26 protein-coding genes and 1 pseudogene are annotated in these 25534 nt (G+C 39.6%); 17 read left to right on the top strand and 10 right to left on the bottom strand.

Annotated elements, in window-relative coordinates; all coding sequences use genetic code 11:
• The 3 genes from KDK67_RS09985 to KDK67_RS09975 all read left to right on the top strand — a co-directional run.
• The coding region (locus KDK67_RS09985) for a cation diffusion facilitator family transporter (protein WP_250868641.1) at positions 1 to 1188 on the top strand (1188 nt) is incomplete at its 5' end.
• Positions 1189 to 1216: 28 nt separating this feature from the next.
• Positions 1217 to 2071, top strand: coding sequence for an ATP-binding protein (locus KDK67_RS09980; RefSeq protein WP_250868640.1), 855 nt, complete (start codon positions 1217 to 1219; stop codon positions 2069 to 2071).
• Positions 2072 to 2114: 43 nt separating this feature from the next.
• Positions 2115 to 2987 carry a 4Fe-4S binding protein gene (locus tag KDK67_RS09975; RefSeq protein WP_250868639.1) on the top strand — a complete coding sequence of 291 codons (873 nt, stop codon included), beginning with the start codon at positions 2115 to 2117 and terminating at the stop codon, positions 2985 to 2987.
• Positions 2988 to 3025: 38 nt separating this feature from the next.
• Here the strand turns inward: KDK67_RS09975 and nadA are convergent, their stop codons facing one another.
• Positions 3026 to 3946: a quinolinate synthase NadA gene (gene nadA / locus KDK67_RS09970; RefSeq protein ID WP_250868638.1), complete on the bottom strand. Its 921-nt coding sequence runs from the start codon at positions 3944 to 3946 to the stop codon at positions 3026 to 3028.
• A 234-nt stretch (positions 3947 to 4180) separates the two neighbouring features.
• Between nadA and KDK67_RS09965 the strand changes: the two genes are divergently transcribed.
• Positions 4181 to 4384, top strand: a complete 204-nt coding sequence (locus KDK67_RS09965; protein WP_250868637.1) for a heavy-metal-associated domain-containing protein — start codon at positions 4181 to 4183, stop codon at positions 4382 to 4384.
• An 85-nt stretch (positions 4385 to 4469) separates the two neighbouring features.
• Complete coding sequence (locus tag KDK67_RS09960) at positions 4470 to 7298, top strand: heavy metal translocating P-type ATPase (protein ID WP_250868636.1); 2829 nt, start codon at positions 4470 to 4472, stop codon at positions 7296 to 7298.
• A gap of 101 nt (positions 7299 to 7399) precedes the next feature.
• Here KDK67_RS09960 and KDK67_RS09955 read toward each other — a convergent pair whose 3' ends face one another.
• Positions 7400 to 7882: an S-layer protein domain-containing protein gene (locus KDK67_RS09955; protein WP_250868635.1), complete on the bottom strand. Its 483-nt coding sequence runs from the start codon at positions 7880 to 7882 to the stop codon at positions 7400 to 7402.
• A gap of 439 nt (positions 7883 to 8321) precedes the next feature.
• Entirely contained in the window at positions 8322 to 10337 is a 2016-nt protein-coding gene (locus tag KDK67_RS09950) for a hypothetical protein (RefSeq protein WP_250868634.1), read from the bottom strand.
• 513 nt (positions 10338 to 10850) lie between these two features.
• Here KDK67_RS09950 and KDK67_RS09945 point away from each other — a divergent pair.
• The 7 genes from KDK67_RS09945 to KDK67_RS09915 all read left to right on the top strand — a co-directional run bounded on the left by KDK67_RS09945 (position 10851) and on the right by KDK67_RS09915 (position 18277).
• The gene (locus KDK67_RS09945; RefSeq protein WP_250868633.1) at positions 10851 to 12242 is read left to right on the top strand and encodes a COG1470 family protein; all 1392 of its coding nucleotides are present in this window, start codon (positions 10851 to 10853) and stop codon (positions 12240 to 12242) included.
• Between the two features lie 174 nt (positions 12243 to 12416).
• Positions 12417 to 12971, top strand: coding sequence for a helix-turn-helix domain-containing protein (locus KDK67_RS09940; RefSeq protein WP_250868632.1), 555 nt, complete (start codon positions 12417 to 12419; stop codon positions 12969 to 12971).
• 52 nt (positions 12972 to 13023) lie between these two features.
• Positions 13024 to 14697 carry an AMP-binding protein gene (locus KDK67_RS09935; RefSeq protein WP_250868631.1) on the top strand — a complete coding sequence of 558 codons (1674 nt, stop codon included), beginning with the start codon at positions 13024 to 13026 and terminating at the stop codon, positions 14695 to 14697.
• Between the two features lie 139 nt (positions 14698 to 14836).
• The gene (locus KDK67_RS09930; protein ID WP_420846942.1) at positions 14837 to 15058 is read left to right on the top strand and encodes a 4Fe-4S dicluster domain-containing protein; all 222 of its coding nucleotides are present in this window, start codon (positions 14837 to 14839) and stop codon (positions 15056 to 15058) included.
• 22 nt (positions 15059 to 15080) lie between these two features.
• Positions 15081 to 16142 (top strand): 3-methyl-2-oxobutanoate dehydrogenase subunit VorB, encoded by a 1062-nt coding sequence (locus tag KDK67_RS09925; protein WP_250868629.1) that lies wholly within the window; start codon positions 15081 to 15083, stop codon positions 16140 to 16142.
• A 2-nt stretch (positions 16143 to 16144) separates the two neighbouring features.
• Positions 16145 to 17572 carry a 2-oxoacid:acceptor oxidoreductase family protein gene (locus KDK67_RS09920; protein WP_250868628.1) on the top strand — a complete coding sequence of 476 codons (1428 nt, stop codon included), beginning with the start codon at positions 16145 to 16147 and terminating at the stop codon, positions 17570 to 17572.
• Between the two features lie 87 nt (positions 17573 to 17659).
• Positions 17660 to 18277, top strand: a complete 618-nt coding sequence (locus KDK67_RS09915) for a DUF8147 domain-containing protein (protein ID WP_250868627.1) — start codon at positions 17660 to 17662, stop codon at positions 18275 to 18277.
• Positions 18278 to 18457: 180 nt separating this feature from the next.
• On the opposite strand, the gene KDK67_RS09910 is transcribed toward KDK67_RS09915, so the two are convergent.
• Positions 18458 to 18745: a putative quinol monooxygenase gene (locus KDK67_RS09910; protein WP_250868626.1), complete on the bottom strand. Its 288-nt coding sequence runs from the start codon at positions 18743 to 18745 to the stop codon at positions 18458 to 18460.
• A 304-nt stretch (positions 18746 to 19049) separates the two neighbouring features.
• Here KDK67_RS09910 and KDK67_RS09905 point away from each other — a divergent pair, with 304 nt between their 5' ends.
• Positions 19050 to 19277, top strand: a complete 228-nt coding sequence (locus tag KDK67_RS09905) for an HNH endonuclease (protein ID WP_250868625.1) — start codon at positions 19050 to 19052, stop codon at positions 19275 to 19277.
• A gap of 251 nt (positions 19278 to 19528) precedes the next feature.
• Here the strand turns inward: KDK67_RS09905 and KDK67_RS09900 are convergent, their stop codons facing one another.
• A complete protein-coding gene (locus KDK67_RS09900) occupies positions 19529 to 19813 on the bottom strand; it encodes a hypothetical protein (RefSeq protein WP_250868624.1) in 285 nt (94 codons plus the stop codon).
• 368 nt (positions 19814 to 20181) lie between these two features.
• On the opposite strand from KDK67_RS09900, the gene KDK67_RS09895 reads away from it, so the two are divergent.
• Positions 20182 to 21303, top strand: coding sequence for a transposase (locus KDK67_RS09895; RefSeq protein WP_250868623.1), 1122 nt, complete (start codon positions 20182 to 20184; stop codon positions 21301 to 21303).
• A gap of 255 nt (positions 21304 to 21558) precedes the next feature.
• On the top strand, positions 21559 to 21750 hold the full coding sequence (locus KDK67_RS09890; RefSeq protein WP_250868622.1) for a TRAM domain-containing RNA chaperone: 192 nt from the start codon (positions 21559 to 21561) through the stop codon (positions 21748 to 21750).
• 299 nt (positions 21751 to 22049) lie between these two features.
• Here KDK67_RS09890 and KDK67_RS09885 read toward each other — a convergent pair whose 3' ends face one another.
• Positions 22050 to 22301, bottom strand: a complete 252-nt coding sequence (locus tag KDK67_RS09885; protein ID WP_250868621.1) for a VOC family protein — start codon at positions 22299 to 22301, stop codon at positions 22050 to 22052.
• Positions 22302 to 22374: 73 nt separating this feature from the next.
• Here KDK67_RS09885 and KDK67_RS09880 point away from each other — a divergent pair, with 73 nt between their 5' ends.
• Entirely contained in the window at positions 22375 to 22641 is a 267-nt protein-coding gene (locus tag KDK67_RS09880) for a hypothetical protein (protein ID WP_250868620.1), read from the top strand.
• Positions 22628 to 22789: a hypothetical protein gene (locus tag KDK67_RS09875; protein WP_250868619.1), complete on the top strand. Its 162-nt coding sequence runs from the start codon at positions 22628 to 22630 to the stop codon at positions 22787 to 22789. The genes KDK67_RS09880 and KDK67_RS09875 overlap by 14 nt, the downstream gene beginning before the upstream one ends.
• A 210-nt stretch (positions 22790 to 22999) precedes the next feature.
• On the opposite strand, the gene KDK67_RS09870 is transcribed toward KDK67_RS09875, so the two are convergent.
• The 4 genes and pseudogenes from KDK67_RS09870 to KDK67_RS09860 all read right to left on the bottom strand — a co-directional run.
• On the bottom strand, positions 23000 to 23701 hold the full coding sequence (locus KDK67_RS09870; RefSeq protein WP_250868618.1) for a minichromosome maintenance protein MCM: 702 nt from the start codon (positions 23699 to 23701) through the stop codon (positions 23000 to 23002).
• A 276-nt stretch (positions 23702 to 23977) separates the two neighbouring features.
• Positions 23978 to 24100: a hypothetical protein gene (locus KDK67_RS14325; RefSeq protein ID WP_276575123.1), complete on the bottom strand. Its 123-nt coding sequence runs from the start codon at positions 24098 to 24100 to the stop codon at positions 23978 to 23980.
• Between the two features lie 319 nt (positions 24101 to 24419).
• Complete coding sequence (locus tag KDK67_RS09865) at positions 24420 to 24893, bottom strand: flavodoxin family protein (RefSeq protein WP_250868617.1); 474 nt, start codon at positions 24891 to 24893, stop codon at positions 24420 to 24422.
• A gap of 523 nt (positions 24894 to 25416) precedes the next feature.
• A pseudogene (locus KDK67_RS09860) lies at positions 25417 to 25534 on the bottom strand (site-specific integrase); the annotation flags it as partial.

The raw sequence follows: 25534 nt of genomic DNA, 5'->3' as shown, positions 1-25534 counted from the left end.
TCTACTATTGCACTGGTTTTTCTTGCAGCAATAAAAGGTATCGTGGGGTTCTATTCAGGCAGTTCCTCCCTGATCGCGGATGCGATCCACACATCAATGGATATCTTTACATCCCTTGCAGTATGGATCGGGTTAAGGCTAAGCCTGAAAAGTAGCGGGGAGCACTTTCCTTATGGTTACTACAAAGCAGAGAATCTGGTGGCTCTTTTTGTCTCAGTTATCATCATATTATCCGGAGTCGAACTTGTGCGTGGAGCCCTGAAAACTATAAAAGACCCTGTCGAGCTGGAATTCCAGGGACTGGCGCTTGGAGCGGCTGTGTTCTCTGTAATTACTATCTATGCCCTTTCACAGTATAAGTTCAAAATAGGAAGACAGATCGGTTCACAGGCACTGATCGCGGATGCTAAGCATTCATATACGGACGTATTCAGTTCCATGGTCGTTGTTGTTGCTATTACCGGTTCAATGTTTGGCATGCCCTGGCTTGACAGCGCAGGGGTTCTTGTTATATCATTGATCATCTTCAAGCTCGGGATCACGACAGCAAAAGAATCGGCATTGACCCTGATGGATGCATGGCTGGACAGGGATTCTATCGAGCGTATCAGGAATACAGTAGATCATATCCCCGGTGTTAACAAGGTTGATGATATCAGGCTCAGAAGATCCGGCCTTGTGGTCTTTGGTGAGATGCAGGTAGAAAGTGCAGGAGAATACGATCTGAAAAGGGTTGAAATGCTTTCCGCTGAGATCGAAGATGCGGTTAAAAGTGAGATTCCAAATCTTGAACATCTTTCAGTCGATGTAAAACCCGGAAAAATATCCGTGCTCAGGATTGCGATCCCTGTAATGATGCCAGAGGGATTACAGTCGAAGCTATCCAGACATATCGGAAAAGCTCCCTATTATATTTTCATCGAGCTGAAAGACAACAAAATAATGAGCTGGGATATTGGTGAGAACCCTGCTGCTGATCTGGATAGAAAAAGAGGTGTAAAGACAGCGGAGTACCTGGAAGAACAGGGTGTTAATGTTGTCATTGTAAAGGATATCGGGGAAGGCCCATTCCATAAATTCCATGACAGCTTTATCAAACTATTAGAGATGCCGGATGATGTAGAAGATGTTGAAACACTTATTGGAAAGATCCCTGAACTGAGAGTGATCAACTCTCCTACAGAGTAATGTTATTTAAGGATTGGAGACCCCATAAATGAAAATTTCGATAGCAAGTGGAAAAGGTGGAACAGGCAAGACCACAGTGGCAGTAAATCTTGCACTATCTCTAAAGGACGCGCAGCTTTTCGACTGTGACGTGGAAGAACCTAATTGCAACCTGTTTCTTGGATATGATCTTGAGAAAGTCGAGGAGGTGAATGTTCTAAACCCGGTAATTGATAAGGATAAGTGTGACTTTTGCGGCAAATGTTCTGAGTTTTGCCAGTTCAATGCCCTTGCCGTTTTGCCCGAAGATGTAATGATCTTCCCAACACTCTGTCATGGATGTGGTGGATGCAGTATTGTATGTCCGAATGAGGCTATCAGCGAAGTGGGCAGGACAGTGGGAGTTATCGAAGGTTCGGTGAATGAAGACCTCGTATTCTATCAAGGCATGTTGAAGATAGGGGAACTCATGACATCACTTGTGATCAAGGCCTTGCAGGATCATATTGATACGAACAGGACTGCTATCATCGATGCACCTCCGGGTACTGCCTGCCCGTTCATTGCCTCAGTGAAAAATGTCGATTACTGCATTCTTGTGACCGAATCGACACCCTTTGGGTTCCATGACCTGAAGCTTGCTGTTGATGTGATAAGGACACTGGGAATACAGTTCGGTGTGGTGGTAAATCTGTGCGATATCGGTGACAACAGTGTGGAAAAATACTGTATTGAAGAGGAAATCCCGGTCTTGATGAAGATCCCTTACGATAGGGATATAGCAAGATTGTATTCGCAGGGAATTCCCTTTGTCAATGAGATGCCAGAGTGGAAAGAACGATTTGTCAAACTTTTCAGGGATGTTACCTCTCTGTATGAAATGGGGAACTGCTCTGAACAATGATCAAAGGAAGTGATATGGTGATAAAGAATCTCGGAGAATTTACATGAAACAGCTCACTATAATAAGCGGAAAGGGTGGCACAGGAAAGACTACTATCGCAGCAGCGTTCGCTTCGCTTGCAGAAAATGCTGTGATAGCTGATTGTGATGTAGATGCAGCCGATATGCACCTGATATTGAACCCGGAAATAATTGAAACAATAGACTTCTATGGTTTGAAGGAAGCATATATTGATAGCTCCCTATGCATTCAATGTGGACTGTGTAAAGAGAATTGCAGGTTCGATGCAATTACTGATGATATCAAAATCGATAGCTTCGAATGTGAGGGCTGTGGGGTATGTGTTCATATCTGTCCTGAAGGAGCTATAACTATGGTTGAAAGAAAAGCAGGAGAAGCCTATCTTTCTAAAACCAGATTCGGACCAATGGCACATGCAAAACTCAGTGTAGGAGAGGAAGCAAGCGGTAAACTGGTAGCGTTTGTCAGGGAAAATTCCAGAAACCTTGCTGAAAGATATGGGAAAGACCTGATAATCATTGATGGTCCTCCTGGTACAGGGTGCTCTGTGATAGCTTCAATTGCCGGTGTTGATATGGTTGCGGTCGTAACCGAACCAAGTGTATCAGGAATTCATGATCTTGAACGGGTTCTGGGCGTAGCCAGCCACTTTCATATTCCGGCTGTAGTCTGTATAAACAAGTACGATATAAATGAAGAGAACACCCATATTATTGAAGATTATTGCGGGGATAACGGAATCGATGTTGTAGGAAAGCTTCCTTTTAGCAGAATTCCGACTGAGGCAATGATGCAGGAAAAAACGGTGATGGAATACTCAGGTAATGAATTATCAGGAGAATTCTCAGAAAAACTAAAAGATATGTGGGGAAACGTCATGAGAAGCCTGAACTGAAACATGGTTTATGCTTCAGGCCATGCTTTCATATAATGTCACCTAGTACGTTTGACCGCAAGCATCCTGTCAAGCGCTTTCTTTGCTTTAAGCCTTGTATCTTCAGGTACAGTGATAACATACTGCATGTTCTCAAGGGCATCGAGGACAGATTCAAGAGTTGTTATCTTCATGTTCGTACAGATAGTGAACTCGGAGACATAATAGAACTTCTTTTCCGGATTCTCTTTACTAAGCCTGTGAAGGAGTCCGTTCTCCGTACCGATGATGAATTCCTTTGCATCGGACTTCTTTGCATAGTTCAATATACCGGTTGTGCTCAAGACCTCATCAGCAAGGTCCAGTACTTCTGTGCGACATTCGGGATGTGCCAGGAACAGTGCATCGGGATGTTCTTCCTTTGCTTTAATTACGTCATGGGCACGCATCTGGTGATGTGTGGGACAGAAACCATCCCATGCATAGATCTTCTTATCCGTGAAACCTGCAACATAGTTTCCGAGGTTCTTGTCCGGAACAAAGATCACCTCATCTTCCTCAAGAGAGTTCACCACATCGATAGCATTAGCTGAAGTGCAGCAAATATCACTCTGTGCTTTTATCAGTGCAGATGAGTTCACATAGCACACAACAGCAGCATCAGGATGTTTCTTCTTTTCATCATCAAGGGATATGACATCAACCATCTCGGCCATTGGGCAGCCTGCATCCTTTTCCGGAAGGAGCACGGTCTTTTCCGGACTTAGAATTGCTGCACTTTCCGCCATGAAATCAACACCACAGAATACGATGACATCCGCATCCGAATTGACCACCTGCTGGCTCAATCCCAAGGAATCGCCTGTAAAATCTGCAATGTCCTGTACTTCGGGACGCTGATAGTTATGAGCAAGAATAACTGCATTAAGTTCCATTTTTAAATTATTGATCTTTTCAATGATCTCTTTCATGTCCTGCATATTCTCACCATGTAAATATCTCTTATTGAGCTATATCAATCTTACCTAATTTTTATATATTGCATTTAATTTTATCGGTGTGGTCAATTTTAATCAAATAAGCGATACTACTATATGTTAACGCTGTTAACAGATGATTGTAAATATTTGTTGCCTTAAGTAATTAACGGCAGCATAAAATATTGCAAAAGTATAAATTAATGAAAAACCCTCTTAATTTTGGGAGTGAATTAAATGGTAGAAACCAAAATAAAAGTTGACGGCATGTCATGTGGGCACTGCAAGATGCATGTTGAAAAAGCAATATCCGGGGTTACAGGAGTTTCATCCGTAGATGTCGATCTCGACAAAGGTGAAGCTGAAGTCTCCTATGATGAAAATTCAACGAACATCGATGCCATTAAAAAAGCTGTGAACGATTCCGGATACAAGGCTTAAGGCCTTATCTTTTTATTATTTTTTTATGCTGCACGATAAGCAGTATTTTTAGACAGAAATATCCTATTAACAATGGTGCAACAACATGGAAGCTAAGATAGACGTTCTTGGAATGACATGTATGCATTGTCACGAGAGGGTTACAAAAGCCATCTCCTCGCTTAAAGGCGTGGAAAGTGTCGATGTAAGTCTTGATGAGAACAATGCGACCGTCATTTACGATCCTGAAAAGGTAAGTCTTGAAGAGATCGAACAGGCAATTCTTGGTTCAGGTTATGAGGTAGGCAAGGATATCAATTCTGAGATCCCGGATGATTTGGCAGAGGACACAAAAAAGATCGAGATGGGGGACAGGATCGATGCAGAGGGAAAAAGCACGTCACATCCAGCACCCGTTGAGCTTCTAAAGGACAATGGGGAGAAAGCAACTAAGGAAGCAGATAAAAAACCTGTGGAAACTACGTTGAAAGTTACAGGTATGACCTGTGCTGCCTGTGCTATCCGCATAGAGGATGCCCTGAAGAAACAACCTGGTGTGCTATCTGCAACGGTCAATCTTCCTCTTGAGAAAGCATCTGTTACTTATGATCCGCAAATCTTCACAACGGACAAACTGGAAAAAACGGTTGAAGATACCGGTTACGGGATACTGAAAGATGAGATGGCCTTTGATGTCGGGGGCATGACCTGTGCTGCCTGTGCCACAAATATTGAACGTGCCCTTAAGAAGCTTGATGGCGTGAGCAATGCCAGTGTGAACTTTCCCATGTCCACCGCACGTGCCGAATATGATCCCGACAAGGTCTCAGCAGCAGATATGCTCAAAGCCATTGAAGAAATAGGTTATACAGCATCTGTGAAAAAAGAAGGAAGTCCTCTTGATCGCGAAAGGGCTGCAAGGGACACGGAGATGACACATCAGAGGAACAATCTGATCATTGCCGTTTTGCTTACCATTCCGATTGCCCTTGGAGGAATGAGTGCAGGATTTCCACAGTATCTCTATTTTGTTCCACCCATACTTGCCGACAGAATGGTACTTTTCATTCTTACTACCATCGTCATGGCCTTCCCTGGACGACAGTACTTCGTTGGTGCCTATAAGGGTCTGAGACACGGTTCTGCTGATATGAACCTGCTAATAGCCACCGGTACCGGTGCTGCATACATTATCAGCGTGGTTACCAGTTTCATTGATCTCGGTCCAGGATACCAGCACACTTTCTTTGAAACGGCTGCAATGCTGATCACTTTCATAACGTTCGGGCGCTACCTTGAAGCAAAGGCAAGGGGACGGACCTCCGAAGCTATCAGGAAGCTTATCGGGTTGCAGGCAAGGACTGCACGTGTGATAAGGAACGATGAAGAGATCGAAGTGGCTGTGGAGGATGTTGTTGCAGATGACATAGTAGTTGTCAGACCCGGTGAAAAGCTTCCAGTAGATGGTGTCGTTGTGGAAGGAACCTCTTCAATAGATGAATCCATGATAACCGGTGAGAGCATTCCCGTGGAGAAGAATCCCGGAGATACTGTAATAGGTGCAACGGTAAATGCAACTGGTTCCTTTAAGTTCAAGGCTACCAAGGTGGGCGCTGATACAGCACTTGCACAGATCATCAAGCTTGTGGAAGATGCACAAACATCAAAGGCACCCATTCAAAGAGTAGCGGACTTTGTGGCTGGAAGGTTCATCGTTGCAGTAATTGCGATCGCTGTCCTCTCATTCCTGTTCTGGTTCTTTATCGGGTACGGTCTATATGATGTTGCCCAGTATTCAGTGATATCAAGCCCATTCCTGTTCTCACTTCTTATCGGTATAACAGTACTTGTGATATCTTGTCCCTGTGCTGTGGGGCTTGCAACGCCTGTGGCTATTATGGTAGGTACCGGTAAAGGCGCTGAGAACGGCATTCTCATCAAAGGCGGCGAAGCCCTTGAGGTAAGCCGAAAGATAGGTACCATAGTGTTCGATAAGACCGGCACCCTCACAGAAGGAAAGCCGGTGCTCACAGACGTGATGACATTTGGTGACCACTCCAGAGATGAGGTTCTCTCCCTTGCAGCAACAGCTGAGAAGGGGTCGGAGCATCCACTTGGTGAGGCTATCGTAAACGGGGCTGTAGACGGGAATGTTGACATACTGGATACCACAGCATTTGATTCAATTCCGGGACATGGGGTCACTGCTACCATCGCTGGACGGAAAGTGCTTCTTGGCACCCGCAAGCTCATGGCCGATAATAATGTCGATGTATCCGGCATGAGTGACGCTCTTGAAGAGCTTGAACGTCAGGGCAAGACCGCCATGCTGGTCTCAGCCGATGGTAATGCCATCGGTATCGTTGCAGTTGCCGATACCCTGAAAGAGAACTCAGTTCAGGCTGTTTCCAAACTAAGGGATATGGGTATCGAGGTCGTGATGATGACCGGCGATAACAGCAGGACAGCATCTGCGATAGCTTCGGAAGCTGGCATAGATCGTGTTCTTTCCGAAGTGTTGCCTGAAGACAAAGCTGCTGAGGTGAAGAAGCTTCAGAAAGAGAACAAGATAGTTGCAATGGTCGGTGACGGCATCAACGATGCTCCTGCACTCACGCAGGCGGACGTTGGTATTGCTATGGGTGCCGGAACAGATGTGGCCATGGAATCCGCTCAGATAGTGCTTATAAGGAACGATCTCCTTGATGTTGTTGCATCACTGCGGCTAAGTAGGCTTACTATGAGGAAGATCAAGCAGAACCTGTTCTGGGCTTTCGGCTACAATAGTCTCGGTATTCCAATAGCTGCAGGAATTCTGTATCCTGTGTTCCATCAGGTGCTTGTCACTCCTGCAATGGCAGCAGCATTCATGGCAATGAGCTCGGTCTCTGTTGTTACGAACTCTTTGCTGATGAAGAGAAGCAGAATAAAATAATTTCCATTTAAGAAGAGGCAGTCGCAACAATACGTTTGTTGTTGTAGAAATACCTCTTCATATAATTATTTAATGTTTGGTCTTTCCGGGATGTATCGGTTTCACATAATTTCTACATATACCACGCATTCACTTTCCGTTGTGACACTGTCGATCTTGTTTTGAGATACATCGTATAGATATATCCTGAACATCAACTCATTCCCATCTTCTGAATACACATCCCAGCCTGATCCCAGGTCATCTGAGATAGTCAAGACCTGATCATCTATGAAATCCCCGTTCCTGGAAACCTCCAACCACGCCCTTCTGCCTTCGATATCGATCTGCTTTGGAATGAGATCATAATTATCCGGCAATTTGAATGCCTCGCCAGTACTTAGAACGTATCTCTCGGAGAAGGAGAATGTCTGCTCTCCAAATACCTCCTGTGGAAGGGTCTCTTCCACAGGCTGTTCCGAAAAATCCTTCAAATATTTTGATGGGACAAAGTTTGCTGAAAGTATCAGTGATGAAATAATTATAACGATGAGAATAGATAGTAATTTAAGTGCATTGGCCATTTTCTTTGAATTTTTATCCATGATTGCAATTGAACCTCCATAAAATATACCTCAAAGGCACTTTAAAAAAACATGCACCGCCATATAAAAATATTTTGGAATCAAACGGTGTATTTTGTTACTTCCAGAATTGCCACAATTTGTTAAAATCAATTGTTTTACCTATCATGAATTGTTACGAAAGATCAGATACTATTAAGATAATGACAGAAATAGAGGACAGTTACATAAAAAGTAAGTCCCTTGTTTTCGTTCCTTATATCTGAAATTCCCGCATTAGGAATGTTAAATTAAGACTTGGATGGGATTTGTGGTTTCAAATCTAATCCCTCGCATAGCAAGTCGGAGATATCGGTAACATGAAAATACCGATCTCCCAAAATTTATAATAAAATCTAATGTTTAACAAGGATTTAATGCAGACATGTTGGAAAGTTCAATCTAACCATGAATAATTAGTTCATTTAAGATTCCACAAATCAACTGGAATATCATTTTTCAATTTTTCAATCATTATTTCCATTTTGACCCTATCTTTTAATAATAATTTCTGATGTGCTATTGTGCTATCTTTAGCATGTTGATCTAAAATTGACTGAAGAAGATTTCTTGCAATATTTTCGGCTTTCATTGCATAGTAAGGCAAAATTGTGTTATCAAAGTGTGCGTTGTGCACAATTAAATTTCTATATCTATAAATTAATAGTAAATCTTTCTTTGTTTGTTCTAGCTTTTTTATTAGTTCTAATCTTGTGAATTTTGTGTCATTGTAAAATTTATCCGCAAACTTAATTTTATTTTCAATTACTTTTTTTTCAATATATGGATTTAATAAATGGAGTTTTTCAATAAATTTCACAAAATCAATTTGGATTTTGTCTGTTAGAGATCCAAGCTGACAGGCATCTAGACAATCTGAAGGAATTTCTAAGTAATGTGATCTCTCATGTGTTGAAGGATTTACTTGAGAACTATTAATCAAGTGATCAAGATACAAATAGGTATCAATAGCTACATTTCTTAAACTACAAGACAGTTCTATGAAAGGCACTAATTCTTCTACTAGAGTAAATTTGTCTCTTTCTTCTTTGTCTCTAAGTACCAAGTTTTCATTTTGTGAATCAAAAGTTATTAAATTTTCAATAACAATCCAATAATTGAGTAATTTGTCCTCTATAACATTAGATTCAAAAGCTTTTCTGTACCAATGTAAAGAATATATTAATTTTGCAGACAATGGCATTTTTTGGCTATTTTCATTAAGTAACAATTTTTCGATGTTCAAAATATTTTCATCTTTTACTTCTAAACTAAAAAATGTGTCACTTAAATCAAAAGAGTTAAGTTTTTTTATATGAGGTTGTTCTTTTGCCGAATGACTCTCAGATACTCCGAAATCATCGCAATCCACAAGATAAAAACGATCAATTTTAACACGAAATGCAGTCTCTGAATTTATGTATAATCTCAACAAATCTAGTGTTTTTTCTATACTTTCCAAAGTCTGTCTTTTTGCGGATTCAAAGTCTCTATATTTAACTTTTACAGCAGCATTAATTAAAGATAGATTTTGATTATCATAAAACTCTAATTTTTTTTGATTAAAATCTTTAGCTTTGTACTCTGAATCATTAATAATACTCATATAATTTTCGATTTTAGGAGAGTAAAAATTGACTTCTACTATATTTACATCTATATTTCCAATCAATCCTTCAATATGGAATATACCATAACCTTCACGATACTCTTGATCAAAATAATATTTTAGTCTGTCTATTCTATCAGCAATGCTAAGAGAATCAATTTCGTCCTTTAAAGCCTCATTATAAGAAATATTATTAATTAAATCATCGTTGTCGTATTTTTTAAAATCGATTGATGTGGGATAATCAGTACGTAGGAATTCACCATTGTCGGTTTTAATTATCTCATATTTACTAAACAGGTTTTGAGGTATTGATTTGATTTTTTCAAGACTATATCCAGCTAAAATCAACTCAATTATTAAATTTTGTGATATCAAAGATATTTCTTCTTCTTCCCCATCTTTCCAATGTGTATCCATAATTATCTTTTTTAGCAAATCGCAAGACTCTTTGAAATAACTACCACACTGAATAGATTCTATCGTTTGTTCACATAACATGATGCAATACTCGAATCTTTTAGATCCGTTTGATAACTCACTTATTATAAGTTTAAAATCTGTCGCAAAGGAGTTCTTGATCACTTGGTCATTTTTCAGAAAAAAATTAAACTTCTCTAATAAGTATTTGTTAATTCGTTTATTTTTCAACCTATTATACTTTATTTCATCCAACAAATTGATAACAAGTAAGTGTGGATTTACAAGATCTTCATCGTATGTATTTTTGTCCAAATCTTCATTTATTTCATCCCACAAATCAACCCAATATTTGATTTTTTCTGTAATTTCTGCTTTTTGATAAGAATTCCATAAATAAAGATCCATTTTTAGCCTCTTATAAAATTACTATAAATCACAAGCTACTCAAAGAATAAGTTTCTTTTCATTTCGATTCAACACTCCACCCAACTCTATCACTCCTTATACCTGACATTTTACGGTAAAAGGTTAAAGCTAATTTTTCAAGGAAATTAAGTTATATTTTCAATACGATTAATAGTCAGGAATATGTGTATGTCTGGAAATTAGACAGGATAAACGAAAAGGAAACAAAATGTCTCTTTTGATGCTAAATTTAGATTATGGGTAATGTTGGTAGCAGTGATCATATAACTCCTCTGGTCGTTTTACTAAGTTCTGGTAACCGTCTAAAAGCTACTTCCAATTGCCAGTTAAACTGGCTAATGCTTCTCTTTTTTTAATTTTGATCAGGCACTTCAAACATCCTGATAACTACGGATTGATTCGAAGTTTAGACAATTCTTTAATAAGTGTAACTCATATTGGAACATGTCGAAAGACGCTCACTATTACCAAATTACAAAAAGGAGAATCGATATGAAAAAATATTTTGCATTTATGTCAATTGGCCTGTTGTTGCTCAGTTTGACAGCAATAACAGTTGCCATTGCTGCCCCTGAAACTACAGCAGCAGAACCGGAATTGTTTGCCGAACCCATGTTAATAGCTGAACCTGTATTGATATCTGAACCTGCACTGATAGCTGAAAAGATCTCTGCGGATGGATATTATCAGGACATGCTATATCCTGAGGTTGGAAAAGAGATCATTCCTCTATTCATTGACCCCGGATATTCATATCTTCGAATAAAGCCGGGAGAGTCCGATGAGAGGACTGTTGTGCTTTACAATCATGGGAAAGAGCCACTGACCCTTGAGCCTTATGTTGCACCAAAGGTATTCAGTGACAACATGCTTGACGAGGACTGGGTTACCATCTCACCTGCAAAGGCTGAACTGAAGAGTGGGGAAAAGCAGGAGTTCACTATCAAGGTATCAGTTCCTGAAGATGCTGAACTTGACAATTATGATGCAAACGTTTTCTTCAGCGATCTCGAAGGGGATGTCTCAGCTCTGTATCCTGGCTACAATGGTGCACTTGAGCTTTCAGTGAACGTCTGGTTGCCACCAAATATACAGATATTCAATTCATATATCAATGACCGTGTGGAAGCAGGTTCTGAGTATGAATATGTGATCAAGCTCAAGAACGTTGCTGACAAGGCAATTTCCATCAACCCGGAATTCGAGGTAAGTGAAGATGAATGGTATGGCTACACTGCACAGGTATCTCTTGATGAGAAGGACGTTACCATCACAGCACCTTCTGTTATCAAGGCAGGAGAAAAGACCACTGTAACAGTAAAGGTCAAAGTTCCAGCTGATGCGGAAGGAAATCTCAATGGCAGGATCAACCTGAACATCGATGACCGGACAATGAATGAATGGAGCCAGAAGGTCAGTATGAACCTCGATGTCTGGCAACAGCCGGAAGACCCGTTCACAACAAGCTTTGTTTCAAGGACAGATGATCCGGTCACCCTCAAGATAATATCAAGGGATTATAATTATGGTGGCAGCAGCACATCTTCTACAGCACCTTCCTTTGATGTTGTGTTGAAGAACGCTGATGGTCAGGTCAAGTCGGTCCTTATCAGTACAGGGCACAGTAGCACTGTCAGTCTTTCACAGCAATCTCCTATCTATTATGGAATTGCAATGGATGAGGCAAGAGATGGGGCTATGAGTGACGTCTCTGTTTCAAGCGATGGCGCAGATGAGGAGCAATTCAATGTATACCAGCAGGGGTCAACAACATATACGGAAGTCTATCTTGCTGATGGTGCTGTTGGAGAATGGACACTTGAGATAATGCCTCACAACACCGAGAATTTTGAATATTCTGTCAACATAGGTCCTGTTGATTGAATCCTTTTTAGTCGTGTCATGTGCTAACATGGCACTCAATACCTTTTTTTACTTCTTCTTTTAACATCACAGCAGATAATGATATAATATATCAATGCTGAAAGCTCAGTGCCTATATTAAAAGAATTGTCGCCTTGCAAGCATTTTTTGTAACGGCTCTAATAAGTTGATAACATGCAGGAAAAAATAATCGAAATCGCATCACGTCTATCCGAATTGCGTGAATTGTCCAACATAAGCCTTGAAGCCATGGCAGAGAAGCTCGGTATTTCTGTCGATATTTATAAACAATATGATTCAGGGGAATCTGATATTCCTGCAAGCATGCTGTTTGAGATATCACAGATACTCAATGTGGACATGGGACTTCTTCTGACAGGAGAAGAGCCGCGCATGCATATCTTTGCTGTTAACAGAAAAGGCAAAGGTACTGAAGTGGAAAGAAGGGCGGATTACAATTATCAGAACCTTGCCTCGAATTTTATTCATAAAAAGGCAGAGCCTTTCATTGTCAGTGTTGATCCGCGTTCAGAGGTTAATCCTCCCTCAATGAATTCTCATCCCGGACAGGAATTCGATTATGTGATAAGCGGTACGCTCAAGGTCTGGATACATGACAATGAGATAGTTCTCGAGGAAGGAGATTCAATTTATTTCGATTCCAACTTTACTCATGCAATGGAAGCGGTTGGAGACAATCCGGCAAAGTTCCTTGCAATGGTTCTATGATAACTTTGCTATCAGAACCTCATTTATTCTTATATAAAAAACGGGTGTAAATATGTCATCTTTATTGGAAGAATATGTCTCACGTACAGACTTTAGTTCGTATGAAGACTTTAAGAAAAGTTTCAAAATAAACATTCCTAAAAATTTCAATTTCGCATACGATGTCGTTGACAGGTATGCAGAAGAACAGCCTGATAAAAGAGCACTTGTCTGGTGTGATGATGAAGGTAATGAACTGGTCTATACCTTCAAGGACTTGAAACACTATAGTGACAAGGCAGCTAATCTATTCAAAAAATACGGCATCGAAAAAGGCGATGTTGTTATGCTGACCCTTAAAGGCCGATATGAGTTCTGGATATGCATCCTTGCCCTGCATAAGATTGGTGCTGTCACCCTTCCTGCAACGCATATGCTGACCACAAAGGATGTCACCTACCGTATCGAACTTTCCAATATAAAGATGGTAGTCAGTGCGGATGATGAAGGGTTGATGGGATATATCGATGAAGGTCACAAAGGCTATGAGGACATCCTGCTCCACAAAGTATCCCTGAATGGAGGACGTGAAGGATGGCTGGATTTCACAAAGGAACTTGAGGAAGCTTCTGCTGACTTCACACGTCCGGAAGGGGAAGCTGCTACAAAGAACGAGGATATTGCCTTGCTTTATTTCTCATCCGGTACCACAGGTTTGCCAAAAATGGTACAACATGATTTTGCATATCCTCTTGGACACATCATCACTGCGAAGTACTGGCAGAACGTCCGCGATGATGGTCTACACCTAACAGTTGCTGATTCCGGTTGGGCAAAGTGTGTGTGGGGTAAGCTCTATGGGCAGTGGTTAAGCGGAACTGCGGTCTTTGTCTATGACTATGAGCGCTTTGATGCTAAGAACATGCTTAAGTTCGCAAGCAAATATGGAGTAACTACCTTCTGTGCACCACCGACCATCTATCGTTTCCTCATCAAGGAAGACCTTTCACAATATGATTTCAGCAGTCTCGAATATTGTGTTGTGGCAGGTGAACCTCTTAATCCTGAAGTTTATGAGAGGTTCCTGGAGTTCACCGGCCTTAAGCTCATGGAAGGCTTCGGGCAGACCGAGAGCATTGTAAGCATTGCTACTTATCCGTGGATGGAGCCTAAACCCGGTTCAATGGGTAAACCTTCACCCGAATACGATATCGAACTTTTGAACCTTGATGGCAAGATGTGTGATTTCGGAGAAGAGGGTGAGATCGTCATCAATACCTCAAAAGGAAAACCGGTCGGCTTGTTCGCTGGGTATCGTTCTGATGAAAAGAAGACGAACGAGGTCTGGCATGATGGTTATTACCATACTGGAGATATGGCCTGGAAGGACGAGGACGGTTATTTCTGGTTCGTTGGCAGGTCTGATGATATTATTAAGAGCTCCGGTTACAAGATCGGACCTTTCGAGGTCGAGAGTGCTTTGATAGAACATCCGGCTGTACTTGAGTGTGCGATAACAGGAGTACCAGACGATACACGAGGACAAATTGTCAAAGCTACGATCGTTCTTGCAAAAGGTTATGAAGCAAGTGAAGAATTGAAGAAGGAACTTCAGAACCACGTCAAGAAAGCTACTGCACCTTACAAGTATCCACGTGCTGTGGATTTTGTTGATGAGCTTCCCAAGACCATCAGCGGTAAGATCAGGCGTGTTGAGATACGAGACCACGATGAAGGAAAGAACTGATAAAGATCATAGAACGTTTCAGGCTTACAATAATTCCTGAAACATACTTTGATACTCGAATAATTCAATGGATAAATCTTTTAATTTGGAGTTTATCTATTTACTACAGGTTGATATCATGTCTGAAAATAGTGAAAATATGAAACCTTATCCGCAGCTTAACAATCTTGAATGTAAGGGCTGTGAAAGATGTATTCCTGCATGTCCAAAAAGTGTTCTGTTCATGAGCGAACACATCAATGAACGCGGTTATCATTATGTTGAATACAAGGGTGAAGGTTGTACAGGATGTGGAAATTGCTACTACACCTGTCCTGAGACACTGGCTATTGCAGTGCACATCCCTATAAAGGAAGAATAAGCCCGGAAAGTGAGGTAAAATTATGGCTACACAATTGATCAAAGGTAACTCAGCTGTCATTATTGGCGCTTTATATGCCGGATGCGACTGTTATTTCGGTTATCCGATAACTCCGGCAAGTGAGATCCTCCATGAAGCTTCCCAGACATTCCCGAAGCTTGGAAGGAAATTCGTACAGGCGGAATCAGAGGAAGCCGCTATTAATATGGTCTATGGGGCGGCTTCTGCCGGTCATAGGGTCATGACCGCATCATCAGGTCCTGGTATGAGCTTGAAACAGGAAGGTGTCTCATATCTTGCAGGAGCTGAACTGCCCAGTGTCATCGTTGATATTATGAGAGCAGGTCCGGGTCTTGGTAATATCGGTCCGGAACAGGCCGATTATGCTCAGGTTGTAAAAGGCGGAGGACATGGAAACTATCGAAATATTGTACTTGCACCTAATTCCGTTCAGGAAATGTGCGATCATACGATAAAGGCTTTCGAACTGGCAAGCAAATACCGCAATCCTGTTGTCGTTCTTGCTGATGGTGTGCTCGGACAGATGATAGAGCCCCTTCATTTCCCTGACGAGGCTATAACACCTGTCATAGATGAGTCCTGGGCTGTATGTGGTACGAAGGAGACAAAGGAGAACCTTGTCACGTCTATATTCCTGGATTTCGACAAACTTGAGGATTTCAACTATCAGCTTCAGGAGAAGTATGAGACGATCAAGAAGAACGAGACCGTCCATGAAGAATACATGACAGAGGATGCTTCTATTGTTCTTGTTGCGTATGGTATAAGCAGCAGGATCTGTCATTCAGCTGTAGAGGTTGCAAGACGAGAAGGTCTCAAGGTAGGATTGTTCCGTCCTATTACATTGTTCCCATTCCCTGAAAAGGAGCTTAAAGGTATTGCTGATTCGTATGACTGTACTTTTATCGCAGTCGAAATGAGCAACGGTCAGATGATGGAAGATGTAAAACTTGCTATCGAGTGTAGCAGACCTGTTGAACTGGTCAATCGCTTGGGTGGAAATTTAATAACACTGGATCAGGTCATGGAAAAGATCAGAGAAGTTGCTTCAAGGGAGGCATAAAAATGGCAGAGAAGATCATTGGAAAACCGGCAGCAATTTATGACGAGTTCTCAAGAAAAGGGGGAGCTGCACCGACTGCAACCCACTATTGTCCGGGATGTGGACATGGTATCATTCACAAGCTCATCGGTGAGGCTATGGACGATCTTGGAATTCAGGACAGGTCTGTCATGATAAGCCCTGTTGGGTGTGCTGTATTTGCTTATTACTACTTTGATTGCGGAAACCTTCAGGTAGCACATGGACGTGCACCTGCTGTGGGTACCGGTATTTCAAGGGCACAGGACAACGCCGTGGTCATCTCATATCAGGGCGATGGTGACCTTGCTTCAATTGGTCTTAATGAGACCATGCAGGCTGCGAACCGTGGTGAGAAGATGGCAGTCTTCTTCGTGAACAATACTGTTTACGGAATGACCGGCGGTCAGATGGCACCAACCACACTTATCGGTGAGAAGACCGTCACATGTCCGGATGGAAGAGATCCAAGGTTTACCGGCTATCCGCTACACATGTGCGAGATCCTTGAGAACCTGAAAGCACCGGTGTTCATCGAGCGTGTATCCATTTCCGATATATCACATATCAGGAAAGCAAGGAAAGCTATTAGAAGGGCTCTTGAGGTCCAGAGGGATGGTAAAGGATATGCATTTGTTGAAGTGCTTTCCACATGTCCTACAAACCTCAAGCAGAATGCACAGCAGAGTACTGATTTCGTGAACGATATGATGGAGAAGGAATTCCCACTCCAGAACTTCCGGGACAGGTTTGACGAGGCCGAGCCATTGTGGAGGGATGAAAGCGATTTCTCCAAGTCTGCCATTGATAAACTTTACAGCCTTGAGGACAATGCTTCACCCGAGGCAGTACCGGACAAGGATTTCAAGATCGCTTTAGTTAAGATAGCCGGATTCGGTGGTCAGGGTGTTCTGAGCATGGGACTTACCCTTGCACGTGCAGGTTGCCGTGATCAGCGCTATACTTCCTGGTATCCGTCATACGGACCTGAGCAGAGGGGTGGAACTTCCAATTGTTCCGTTGTCATTTCAGGAGAAACTATAGGCTCACCTGTTGTGTATGATTCAGATGTCCTCATAGCTCTTAACCAGCCATCACTTGAGAAGTTCGCAGGCGATGTGAAAGAGGGCGGTGTCATCCTCTATGATGCAACTATCAGTGGTGTCGAAGTTCCTAAAAATGTAAGGTCTATTGCAGTTCCTGCCATGCAGATAGCAAAGGATGCAGGTTCTGTTAAAGCTGCCAACACCGTTATGCTTGGTGTGATGATGGAACTGGGAGATACAGGTCTTCCTGAAAAGGTCTTCAGGGAAGCTATCGAGGATACCTTTGCAAGCAAACCAAAGCTTATTCCGATGAACCTGACAATTCTCGATGCCGCTGCAAAGTGGGCAAGAGAGAATGTCAAGTAATATCAAAATAGAACCTGATAAGTTCTAAATATAGAACAAAACAATGTGTCCGGCGTTTTGCCGGATACTACCTAATTTTTTATTTTCATGAAAACAATAACAAACCTATTTGTTTCTTTTATAGTGTTTGCAATAGTGGGGGTCGCTGTTACATCTATCCTTCAGGACAGGATTTTCTTCTCATTCTTTGTCGGCTTTCCGGCAGGTATATTTGCAGGACTTGTGACCTTCGTGTATCTTAAATGGAAGAGCAGGGTTGTAGTGTCAAAAGTAGATACTGCTTTTGATAACATAGTTGATTTTCTTCAAAATGAAGTTTCACTCCGCTTTGGTAAAAACAAGATCGAAAAAGATTATCAACAAGATCTGGAAGGTAAATTATCAGTCCTGACTGAAAGATATGGATATGACATTAAGTACGAATCTGTAAAAGGTAAACATAGGGTTGATTTTGCAATTAATGGAAATATAGGCATTGAAATGAAAGTCCACCGAGGTGGAAATCGGGTTAATAAAGAATTATACAATCAGATCGCAAACTATGCACCATATTGTAATAAGTTGATAGGTTTGGTTGTGAATGAAACAAATGATGATTCTGAAATTTTACGAATGCAAATTAAAGATGAATTGAAAGATCAACATGTAATTAATGCAAATGATTATGAAATAATTGTTTTAGATGTAAAAAAGAGATTATATTGATTGATCGAGGCTATCCCAAAAACGCCTTAACTTATACAAAATGAGTTTTGATGATTTGAGACAAGTCCCATTATTTCACCTTTTCTCGCAAAATAAGCAAATTATTCGAGAAGTTCGGTTATTTCTATTTTCATACAAAATAAATGTGTACCTGCCTAAAGTATTTTGAAACACATTAAATTACTTCGCCGGCCTATATGATCTCACTTCTATTTCCCCTTCGGTTAAATCTGCCAATTTAGGAACGATCTTCATAAAGTGGTCCGCTTTATTATGAAGGTCGATTGCCTCCATATCTTCCCAGGATTCAATAAACGTCAGAGTGTACGGATCAGCTAGATCTTCATATAGATCATAAGAAATGCAACCTTTTTCATTTTGGCTTTTCTGTATGAGTTCTTCGGTAATTTTTAAAAAATCTTGTTTTTTATCTTTTCTTACCTTGTTTTTCGCTACTATCATTATCATTGTCTCTTCCTCCTGATCATTTGTTCATTATAACATTGCAATTTGAAGTATTTAATGTCGTATAATGTAGTATGTGGAACATTTTGAGCATAAGTCTCCAAAGAAATATTTAATATTCTGGATAACAGAATATGGGACATACTTTAGAAATGGGCTAAGAGGGACACCCTCTACATCTAAACATTGGATTGTCAATTAATGCTGGCATACCAAAGGAACAAGAAAATGGGTGTTTTCAACAACAAAAAACCCTTATACTGACAAAAAATACTTTGTTTAACGCAAATTCGATCAAGGTGCTAAAATGCCATCAGAAAAGTTTAAAATAATATGGGAGAATCAAAAAGGCAAATGTCCGTTTTGTAATCAACCGATGGACATTAGTGCTGATGCAGAAGAAAGACATCTACATCACATAAATGGAAATCATAAAGATAACAAAATCTCAAATTTAGTCTATGTACATGTACACTGCCATAGGCAATATCATGCTAATTATCCAAAATCCAAAAAAATAATAACTGTTGTCTGAAAAGGTTAATGGATGCTTGAGCTTTATAAGGAAAACTTTCACGTACAGTTCTTAGGCGAGAAAGACGGAGTAATCCCTCCGAATTAGCCGACTCAAAGATCGGTTCCATTGAACTCAACTCTACACATTTCATTGTAAATAAGAATATGAGATTTTATTTATATGATATCGCTTTTTTGCTATATTTCCATGGAAAAGTGCAAAAAAGGAAACCGAGAGCGAATCTCGGTCAAATATTATTTATTTTCTGGTCAGAATGATACGTCTTCTATCTTGTCCAGGTAGAATATATCCGGTTTGGTAATAACACCTAAATCTTCCATTTTCTTTTTCAGTTCATCGGATTCGGTGAACTTGCGTGCGTTCTCAATATTATCCCACTCGAGAAGGATCACGAGGCTATTAGGGTCTTCTGATGTGCGGAAAAGCATTCCCCCTTTGGAACCGTACTCCTTTCGTGTAGCTTCGTGGTCATCAAATCCTAGTTTCCATTTAGAATAATCTTCTACTGTATGTTTTACAAGTAAATATGCCATTAATTATACCCCCATTATTCATCCGGTTTACCTGTATTTATTATTTTTCAATTAGACTAAATTTATTATTCATGTAATATATTGAATGGGATTATCTAAGGATGCTTTTCATTATGTGAAGCAGAACGCTAGATCCGAAAGTTATTTGCTTTGAATGTATATGTGAAGGATGGATCGCTAAGTGGTAAATTATTCGTATCCAATTATCGTTTCAAATGTTAATTTACCATGAAAATATTGGGATCATTAATTTTTAGTGTGAAATGAGATTATCAAATTAGCTTTTCGCTTTAAAAGCGTAACTCTTTTTTCAAGACTACTGACACCACTCTGAGCATAGCTTATGCATTACATATATATGGTAGAAAATGTGCCAGTCCATGGAATATACTTACACAATTTCGGACGGAATCTGTATCAGTGACAATCTTGCTAACTATCTGAACACAGACAACGTATCAATATGCCAATTTTTGTATTTCTTAGATATCGATGACATTGCTTCTTATGTTGAAAGTAGCTATTATGCCGATAATGACTGGCACTTTAGGTATAAGGTTTCGTCAATGATAAAGCTCATCGTTGTGAAATGTTTTAGGAACCTCTCATTTGAGAAAACAATATCTACACTAACAAAAGAAGAAGCGCAGCTTCTGTCTTTTGAAGACAATAACGGCATTATGAACATACCATCCCCTGCAACACTTCATCATTTTGTAAAATACAGGCTTGGAGAAGCTGGACTAGATGAAATAATGTTCAAAATTGGAAAGAAAATATCCAAAACTACAAAGATAAGAAATGCAAAAACAGATTCAACTCCTCTTGAAGCATCAAGATATGACAAGTATGCGGATTACAATCCGCATTATAATTGTAAGATGGACAAAGCTCACATCACCATGATTGGAACACTTCCAATCTACATGACACATACAAAAGGTGCTTCTCATGATTCTCCTGAATTGAAGAAACATATTGATACAATGGTAAAAATAAAGGTTGATATTGACACTTATGCATTAGATGGAGGTTATGATTCATTCCGGAATCATGCAGATATCTGGTATAAGTTGAATGCAAAACCAGTGATCGCATACTCTTCTGATTCTAAAGTTCAATATGAAGGGACGATGGAACGAATTCATCACTGGGTTAATAAAATGTGGAAACTTGGTGGATCAATTCATATGAAATATGAAGATAAACTTCATTTCCTTTATGAAAATGGAAGAGAAAAACAGGTAGGGATGCACTTGCGAAACAAGAACATCGAAGATGATAGATTCGATGAAGATTATTCGCATAGGGGTGAATGTGAACGAGTACACAATCATATAAAGCGGACTGTAAAGTTCGATATCAGGGGAATGAAAAATAGCAGTAAGAAACTGTATTCAATTATGAATTTTATAGCGTATCAGTTACTTGTAACCACAAATTTGCAAAATGGAGTTAAAGAAACTAACTCATTTGCAAATTATGTATGAGCTTGATGTCATCAAATTAGAATGGGAGGATTTATGAGCTAATTTGATAATCTCGAAATATAGGAATTGATGTACAAACAGATTTATATATGATACCTTCCTTATTAAGATTGCTTTTAAAGGCAAAAACTACTTTAATAAATTATAGGTCTAGATGGTATTTCCTTAACTGTATTTACTATTTTTTCGTATGTTTACTAGTTGGTTATAATCTTTTTAAGCACTTTAAAGGAAGTGAAATATTTGTTCAACAACATGGAATCAACTGCTCCAGTAGAAGCTGGCGAAACATACGACGTAACAATTGAAGATATCGCAAGAGAAGGCGATGGAATCGCAAGAGTAAGCGGTTTTGTAGTTTTTGTACCTAACGCCTCAGTCGGTGACGAAGTAACAATCAAAGTTACCAAAGTCATGAGCAAATTCGCATTTGGCGAATTAGTTTAATTACTATAATTAATTAAACACTTTATTGGAAGATCAATGTTTTGATTTTCCATTCTTATTTTCTTATTTTTTTCATAATTATTATAAATGATGAAATTTCTGTGAAGAGATGAAAAATTAAATGAACTCAATCTGAGTTCCGATCAATCTTTGCTAGTAGCGCTTTCATCTATGTGAAATATTGCCCAAATATGTCCATCAAGATCTTCAAAGCTGCGTCCGTACATCCACCCATAATCCTGTGGCTCTCCTTCTTCTAAACCACCTGCTTCTTTGGCTTTGTTTACCAGTTCATCTACTCATTCCCTGCTTTCAGCAGATAGGGAAACCGCCATCTCAGTGCTTTTCTTAGCATCACAGATTTGCTTTGTAGTAAACATTTTGAAAAAACTTTCAGTTAATAACATTACAAAACTCTCTTTGTTCACGATCATACAGGTGCCTTTCTCGTCAGATAACTGTGGATCAAATTCGAAATCAAGTTTAGTAAAGAATTCAATTGATCGATTCAGGTCTTTCACAGGTAAGTTCACGAACATTTGAGTAGTCATAATATTAAGATAGCTTTAACTGATTATAAATTATTCTAAATCCGAGAACTTGATAATATAAGGGGTGTTACAAATGGCAGAATTGAAGGCCAGGAAGAATGAAGCAAGCGTAGAAGATTTCATCAATAGTGTTGAGACCGAAAAGAAGCGCACCGATTCTTTAGCCATAATGAATCTTATGCAGGAAGTGACTGGTGAAGAACCCGCCATGTGGGGAAACAGCATCGTTGGCTTTGGTAGTTACACCTACAAATATGCCAGCGGACGTACGGGAGATTGGATGTTGGTAGGTTTTCCCTCGAAAACAAAACCTGACCCTCTATATCATGCCTGGTTTTGAACAATATGCTGATCTACTTAGTAAGCTCGGCAAGTACAAATTAGGCAAATCCTGTCTGTGCACCAAGAAGCTGGAATATGTGGATCTGGATGTTTTGCAGGAGCTGGTGAAACAATCTGTGGAATATATGAAAGAAACAAGTATCTGAAGTATATTCTCTCCTCTCCACTTTCCATGTGGAATGTATATGTTATAGTTTCTTATTGCGGAGCTTAGGGCCAAAAATGGGATTCTCTAAGGGTACATTGCATTACATGAAGCAGAATACCAGGAGTGATAAGCTGTTTACTCTTAATGCACATGTAAAGAAAAGATTGGAGAATTGGATTGGAGAATTGGATTGAATCAGTAGATCGAATTACCAAACAGCTCTTACATGCTCAGAATCAAGAGACATTAAATCTCCCTTGTGTTTAAGCCTTGTAATCAATTCCTCAGCAATGTAACGTTCAACATGTAAATTTGAAGCTTCCCGATAAATATCTTCAAGTGAAACATCATTGGAAGGGGAAGATGAACTGAGTTGATCGATTATTTCACGCATGACCCTTATTTGATCTTTTGAGTCTGTTCCTGTTTTATTATCACTAACCATGTTCTTTTCTTTAATTTTTTCAATCGAGTTGGCTTCTAAAACAAAATTACCAGTAGTAGTTGATTTGAATTGAGCTTTTAGTACCCCGGTTACAACAACTCTGTCTTTAAAATTAATTGAGTCTACCAAATCTCCTTCCAGATGGACAAGCAATGTTCTTGGTTCAGTATGATCTGATTCTTTAATCAGTATGTCTTGAGAATCAGTATATGAGGATTTTTTTTCTAAAAGAGTAAAGTCAGATTTATTACCACACCATTCGTTTTCACAATGTACTGGTTTCCCAACTTTAGATCCTTCAACTGGTAAGTACATAACAAATTCGCAATGATCACACATGTAAGCAGTAGTTTTCCATATCGGATGGATTTCTTTTATGATTGAAACCTCGCCTTCTACAGAGATTGTATTTAAAATATCCTTGCTTCTAATATCCCTTATTTTCAAATTTCCACTTCCGCTCATATGAATCACATACTCAATTATTTTGATGTTATATCAATATCTCGAGTCATATTGCAACAAAGTTATGTTCTGTGTTCATGCTGTTACTTTCACTTGATGTCGGAGAAGGAACAACTGTTCTAAATTTAAAAAAGAAAAATCAACACCAATAGGCTGGTATTATGATCATATTCCAACATCATGTAACACATTCAATTATATTTTTAAATTGGATTCGTGTCCGAATATCGAGGATTTCTACTGAGATTAATTTTTAATCAGTATCAATTATACAAATTATCCCTGTTGGTGCATTTTCTGAAGAACTTCCATAACTTCCTGTGTTGTTTTCTCACGGCTGTAATCAGCAGAGCGCAGTTGCTCACCAAGCTTTTTACCTGCCTGCTCAGCTGCAAGCATCACTTTTTCGTCTTTTGTAACGTCAGGAATCGTATCCGCATTGATTGGAGAGTTAGGTCCATATACAGCATAGTGTCCTCCTACCTTGCAGTCTTCACCGTATCCGCAATAGCAGCAACCAAAAGCACCTATTCCTTCAACATTATCAATAACTTTAAGTAACTATTCAGCCTACCCTAATCAATTGCTTGATGCTGATTTTCGTGCAACCCACATGCATGTCCCCAATCGGACAAAAATGTGAAAATCACAATCAGTGGTCATTATTTGATATTTTATAAATCCTAATAGCTGCATAACATATACGCTATTAATAATTTCAACAAGGCACATTGATGCGTGTTTCTGTGGGCTGAATAGTTACAACTTTAATTAGGTTATATAAACAGAATGCATTTAGAACCTCAGTAGGCGGCGAAGGGTCTGCACCCCCAAGACTCACATTAACTGCAAGTTTTCCCCAGAGAATATCAGCTTCACGGTGCCTGAATTGATACCATCTTTCAAGGAAAGAATGCATCACTGCGTTTAATGTGCTGAAATAGTTGACACCACTCAAAACATAAGCATCAGCTTCAACAATTTTATCACGCATGGTTTTTAGATCATCATTCAGTTTACATACATTGTCATCTACACATGCCATACATCCGATACAGCCACCTATGTTCTTACCGTGCAATGAAATAAGTTCGTATTCACAGCCGGTATTCTCTAGAATTTTCTTTACAACTTTAATAGAACCTGAACGTGATTCTGTCCTTGGACTTCCTGATATTCCGAGTATTTTCATATATTAAACTCCTCTCATATAAATTAAAATGGCTTAATAAATAAACTGTAAAAGTTGCATCAAACTATCTATATGATATTTACTCAGCATCTTAAAAAGGCTTGAGGTTATTATTCTGTATTTGGTACATTCTAATGACCTTAAAATTCATAATACTCTACATTTCTCTGCTGGTAAAAGCAAGTAATACTTTCAGTCATGTGACTCCTTTTCCAGATAGCATATAATCTCCTCTCTCATGCTTTTTGAACCTTGAATAAACTTAGCGTACAAAAAAATCAACATTAACTATATCTCCGACATTCTGTGCGAGGATATAGGTAATGCCAAAAAACACTACGCTTTTTGTTCTTAGCAATCAGTAAATCTTAGAAATTTTTGATATTTCATAGGTTCGAATCTGATCCCCCTCACAATCGTTCGGGGATATAGCTATCTCCAAAAAAGTGTACAGGGTTATGTGTGCTCTCCGCACAACCCGTTTAAAACATTTTAGAAAAGAACTCAATATTTTTGGTTCTCTTTAAGATCGTGTGGGTAATTTCAATTTCCCCGCCATCAAGAATATCATTGTATTCCTATACATTTCAGTCTTCAATCCATATGATCTCTTGAAAGCTGTCTTAATCTTGTTGTTCAAT

This window comes from Methanococcoides seepicolus (genome assembly GCF_023684405.1).
GTDB lineage: Archaea > Halobacteriota > Methanosarcinia > Methanosarcinales > Methanosarcinaceae > Methanococcoides > Methanococcoides seepicolus.
Note: the sequence above shows the minus strand (reverse complement) of the source record. Positions and strands in the feature narration are given on the sequence as shown.

Bases quoted from the DNA above. Each gene is read 5' to 3' on its own strand.
- KDK67_RS09895 (WP_250868623.1), top strand. From the start codon at position 20,182: ATGTGCCAGTCCATGGAATATACTTACACAATTTCGGACGGAATCTGT.
- KDK67_RS09965 (WP_250868637.1), top strand. From the start codon at position 4,181: ATGGTAGAAACCAAAATAAAAGTTGACGGCATGTCATGTGGGCACTGC.
- KDK67_RS09880 (WP_250868620.1), top strand. From the start codon at position 22,375: ATGGCAGAATTGAAGGCCAGGAAGAATGAAGCAAGCGTAGAAGATTTC.
- KDK67_RS09910 (WP_250868626.1), bottom strand. From the start codon at position 18,745: ATGATAATGATAGTAGCGAAAAACAAGGTAAGAAAAGATAAAAAACAA.
- KDK67_RS09930 (WP_420846942.1), top strand. From the start codon at position 14,837: ATGAAACCTTATCCGCAGCTTAACAATCTTGAATGTAAGGGCTGTGAA.
- KDK67_RS09975 (WP_250868639.1), top strand. From the start codon at position 2,115: ATGAAACAGCTCACTATAATAAGCGGAAAGGGTGGCACAGGAAAGACT.
- KDK67_RS09870 (WP_250868618.1), bottom strand. From the start codon at position 23,701: ATGAGCGGAAGTGGAAATTTGAAAATAAGGGATATTAGAAGCAAGGAT.
- KDK67_RS09935 (WP_250868631.1), top strand. From the start codon at position 13,024: ATGTCATCTTTATTGGAAGAATATGTCTCACGTACAGACTTTAGTTCG.
- KDK67_RS09890 (WP_250868622.1), top strand. From the start codon at position 21,559: ATGGAATCAACTGCTCCAGTAGAAGCTGGCGAAACATACGACGTAACA.
- KDK67_RS14325 (WP_276575123.1), bottom strand. From the start codon at position 24,100: ATGCTTGCAGCTGAGCAGGCAGGTAAAAAGCTTGGTGAGCAACTGCGC.
- KDK67_RS09875 (WP_250868619.1), top strand. From the start codon at position 22,628: ATGCCTGGTTTTGAACAATATGCTGATCTACTTAGTAAGCTCGGCAAG.
- KDK67_RS09925 (WP_250868629.1), top strand. From the start codon at position 15,081: ATGGCTACACAATTGATCAAAGGTAACTCAGCTGTCATTATTGGCGCT.
- KDK67_RS09955 (WP_250868635.1), bottom strand. From the start codon at position 7,882: ATGGATAAAAATTCAAAGAAAATGGCCAATGCACTTAAATTACTATCT.
- KDK67_RS09945 (WP_250868633.1), top strand. From the start codon at position 10,851: ATGAAAAAATATTTTGCATTTATGTCAATTGGCCTGTTGTTGCTCAGT.
- KDK67_RS09885 (WP_250868621.1), bottom strand. From the start codon at position 22,301: ATGACTACTCAAATGTTCGTGAACTTACCTGTGAAAGACCTGAATCGA.
- nadA (WP_250868638.1), bottom strand. From the start codon at position 3,946: ATGCAGGACATGAAAGAGATCATTGAAAAGATCAATAATTTAAAAATG.
- KDK67_RS09940 (WP_250868632.1), top strand. From the start codon at position 12,417: ATGCAGGAAAAAATAATCGAAATCGCATCACGTCTATCCGAATTGCGT.
- KDK67_RS09950 (WP_250868634.1), bottom strand. From the start codon at position 10,337: ATGGATCTTTATTTATGGAATTCTTATCAAAAAGCAGAAATTACAGAA.
- KDK67_RS09900 (WP_250868624.1), bottom strand. From the start codon at position 19,813: ATGGCATATTTACTTGTAAAACATACAGTAGAAGATTATTCTAAATGG.
- KDK67_RS09960 (WP_250868636.1), top strand. From the start codon at position 4,470: ATGGAAGCTAAGATAGACGTTCTTGGAATGACATGTATGCATTGTCAC.
- KDK67_RS09915 (WP_250868627.1), top strand. From the start codon at position 17,660: ATGAAAACAATAACAAACCTATTTGTTTCTTTTATAGTGTTTGCAATA.
- KDK67_RS09865 (WP_250868617.1), bottom strand. From the start codon at position 24,893: ATGAAAATACTCGGAATATCAGGAAGTCCAAGGACAGAATCACGTTCA.
- KDK67_RS09980 (WP_250868640.1), top strand. From the start codon at position 1,217: ATGAAAATTTCGATAGCAAGTGGAAAAGGTGGAACAGGCAAGACCACA.
- KDK67_RS09920 (WP_250868628.1), top strand. From the start codon at position 16,145: ATGGCAGAGAAGATCATTGGAAAACCGGCAGCAATTTATGACGAGTTC.
- KDK67_RS09905 (WP_250868625.1), top strand. From the start codon at position 19,050: ATGCCATCAGAAAAGTTTAAAATAATATGGGAGAATCAAAAAGGCAAA.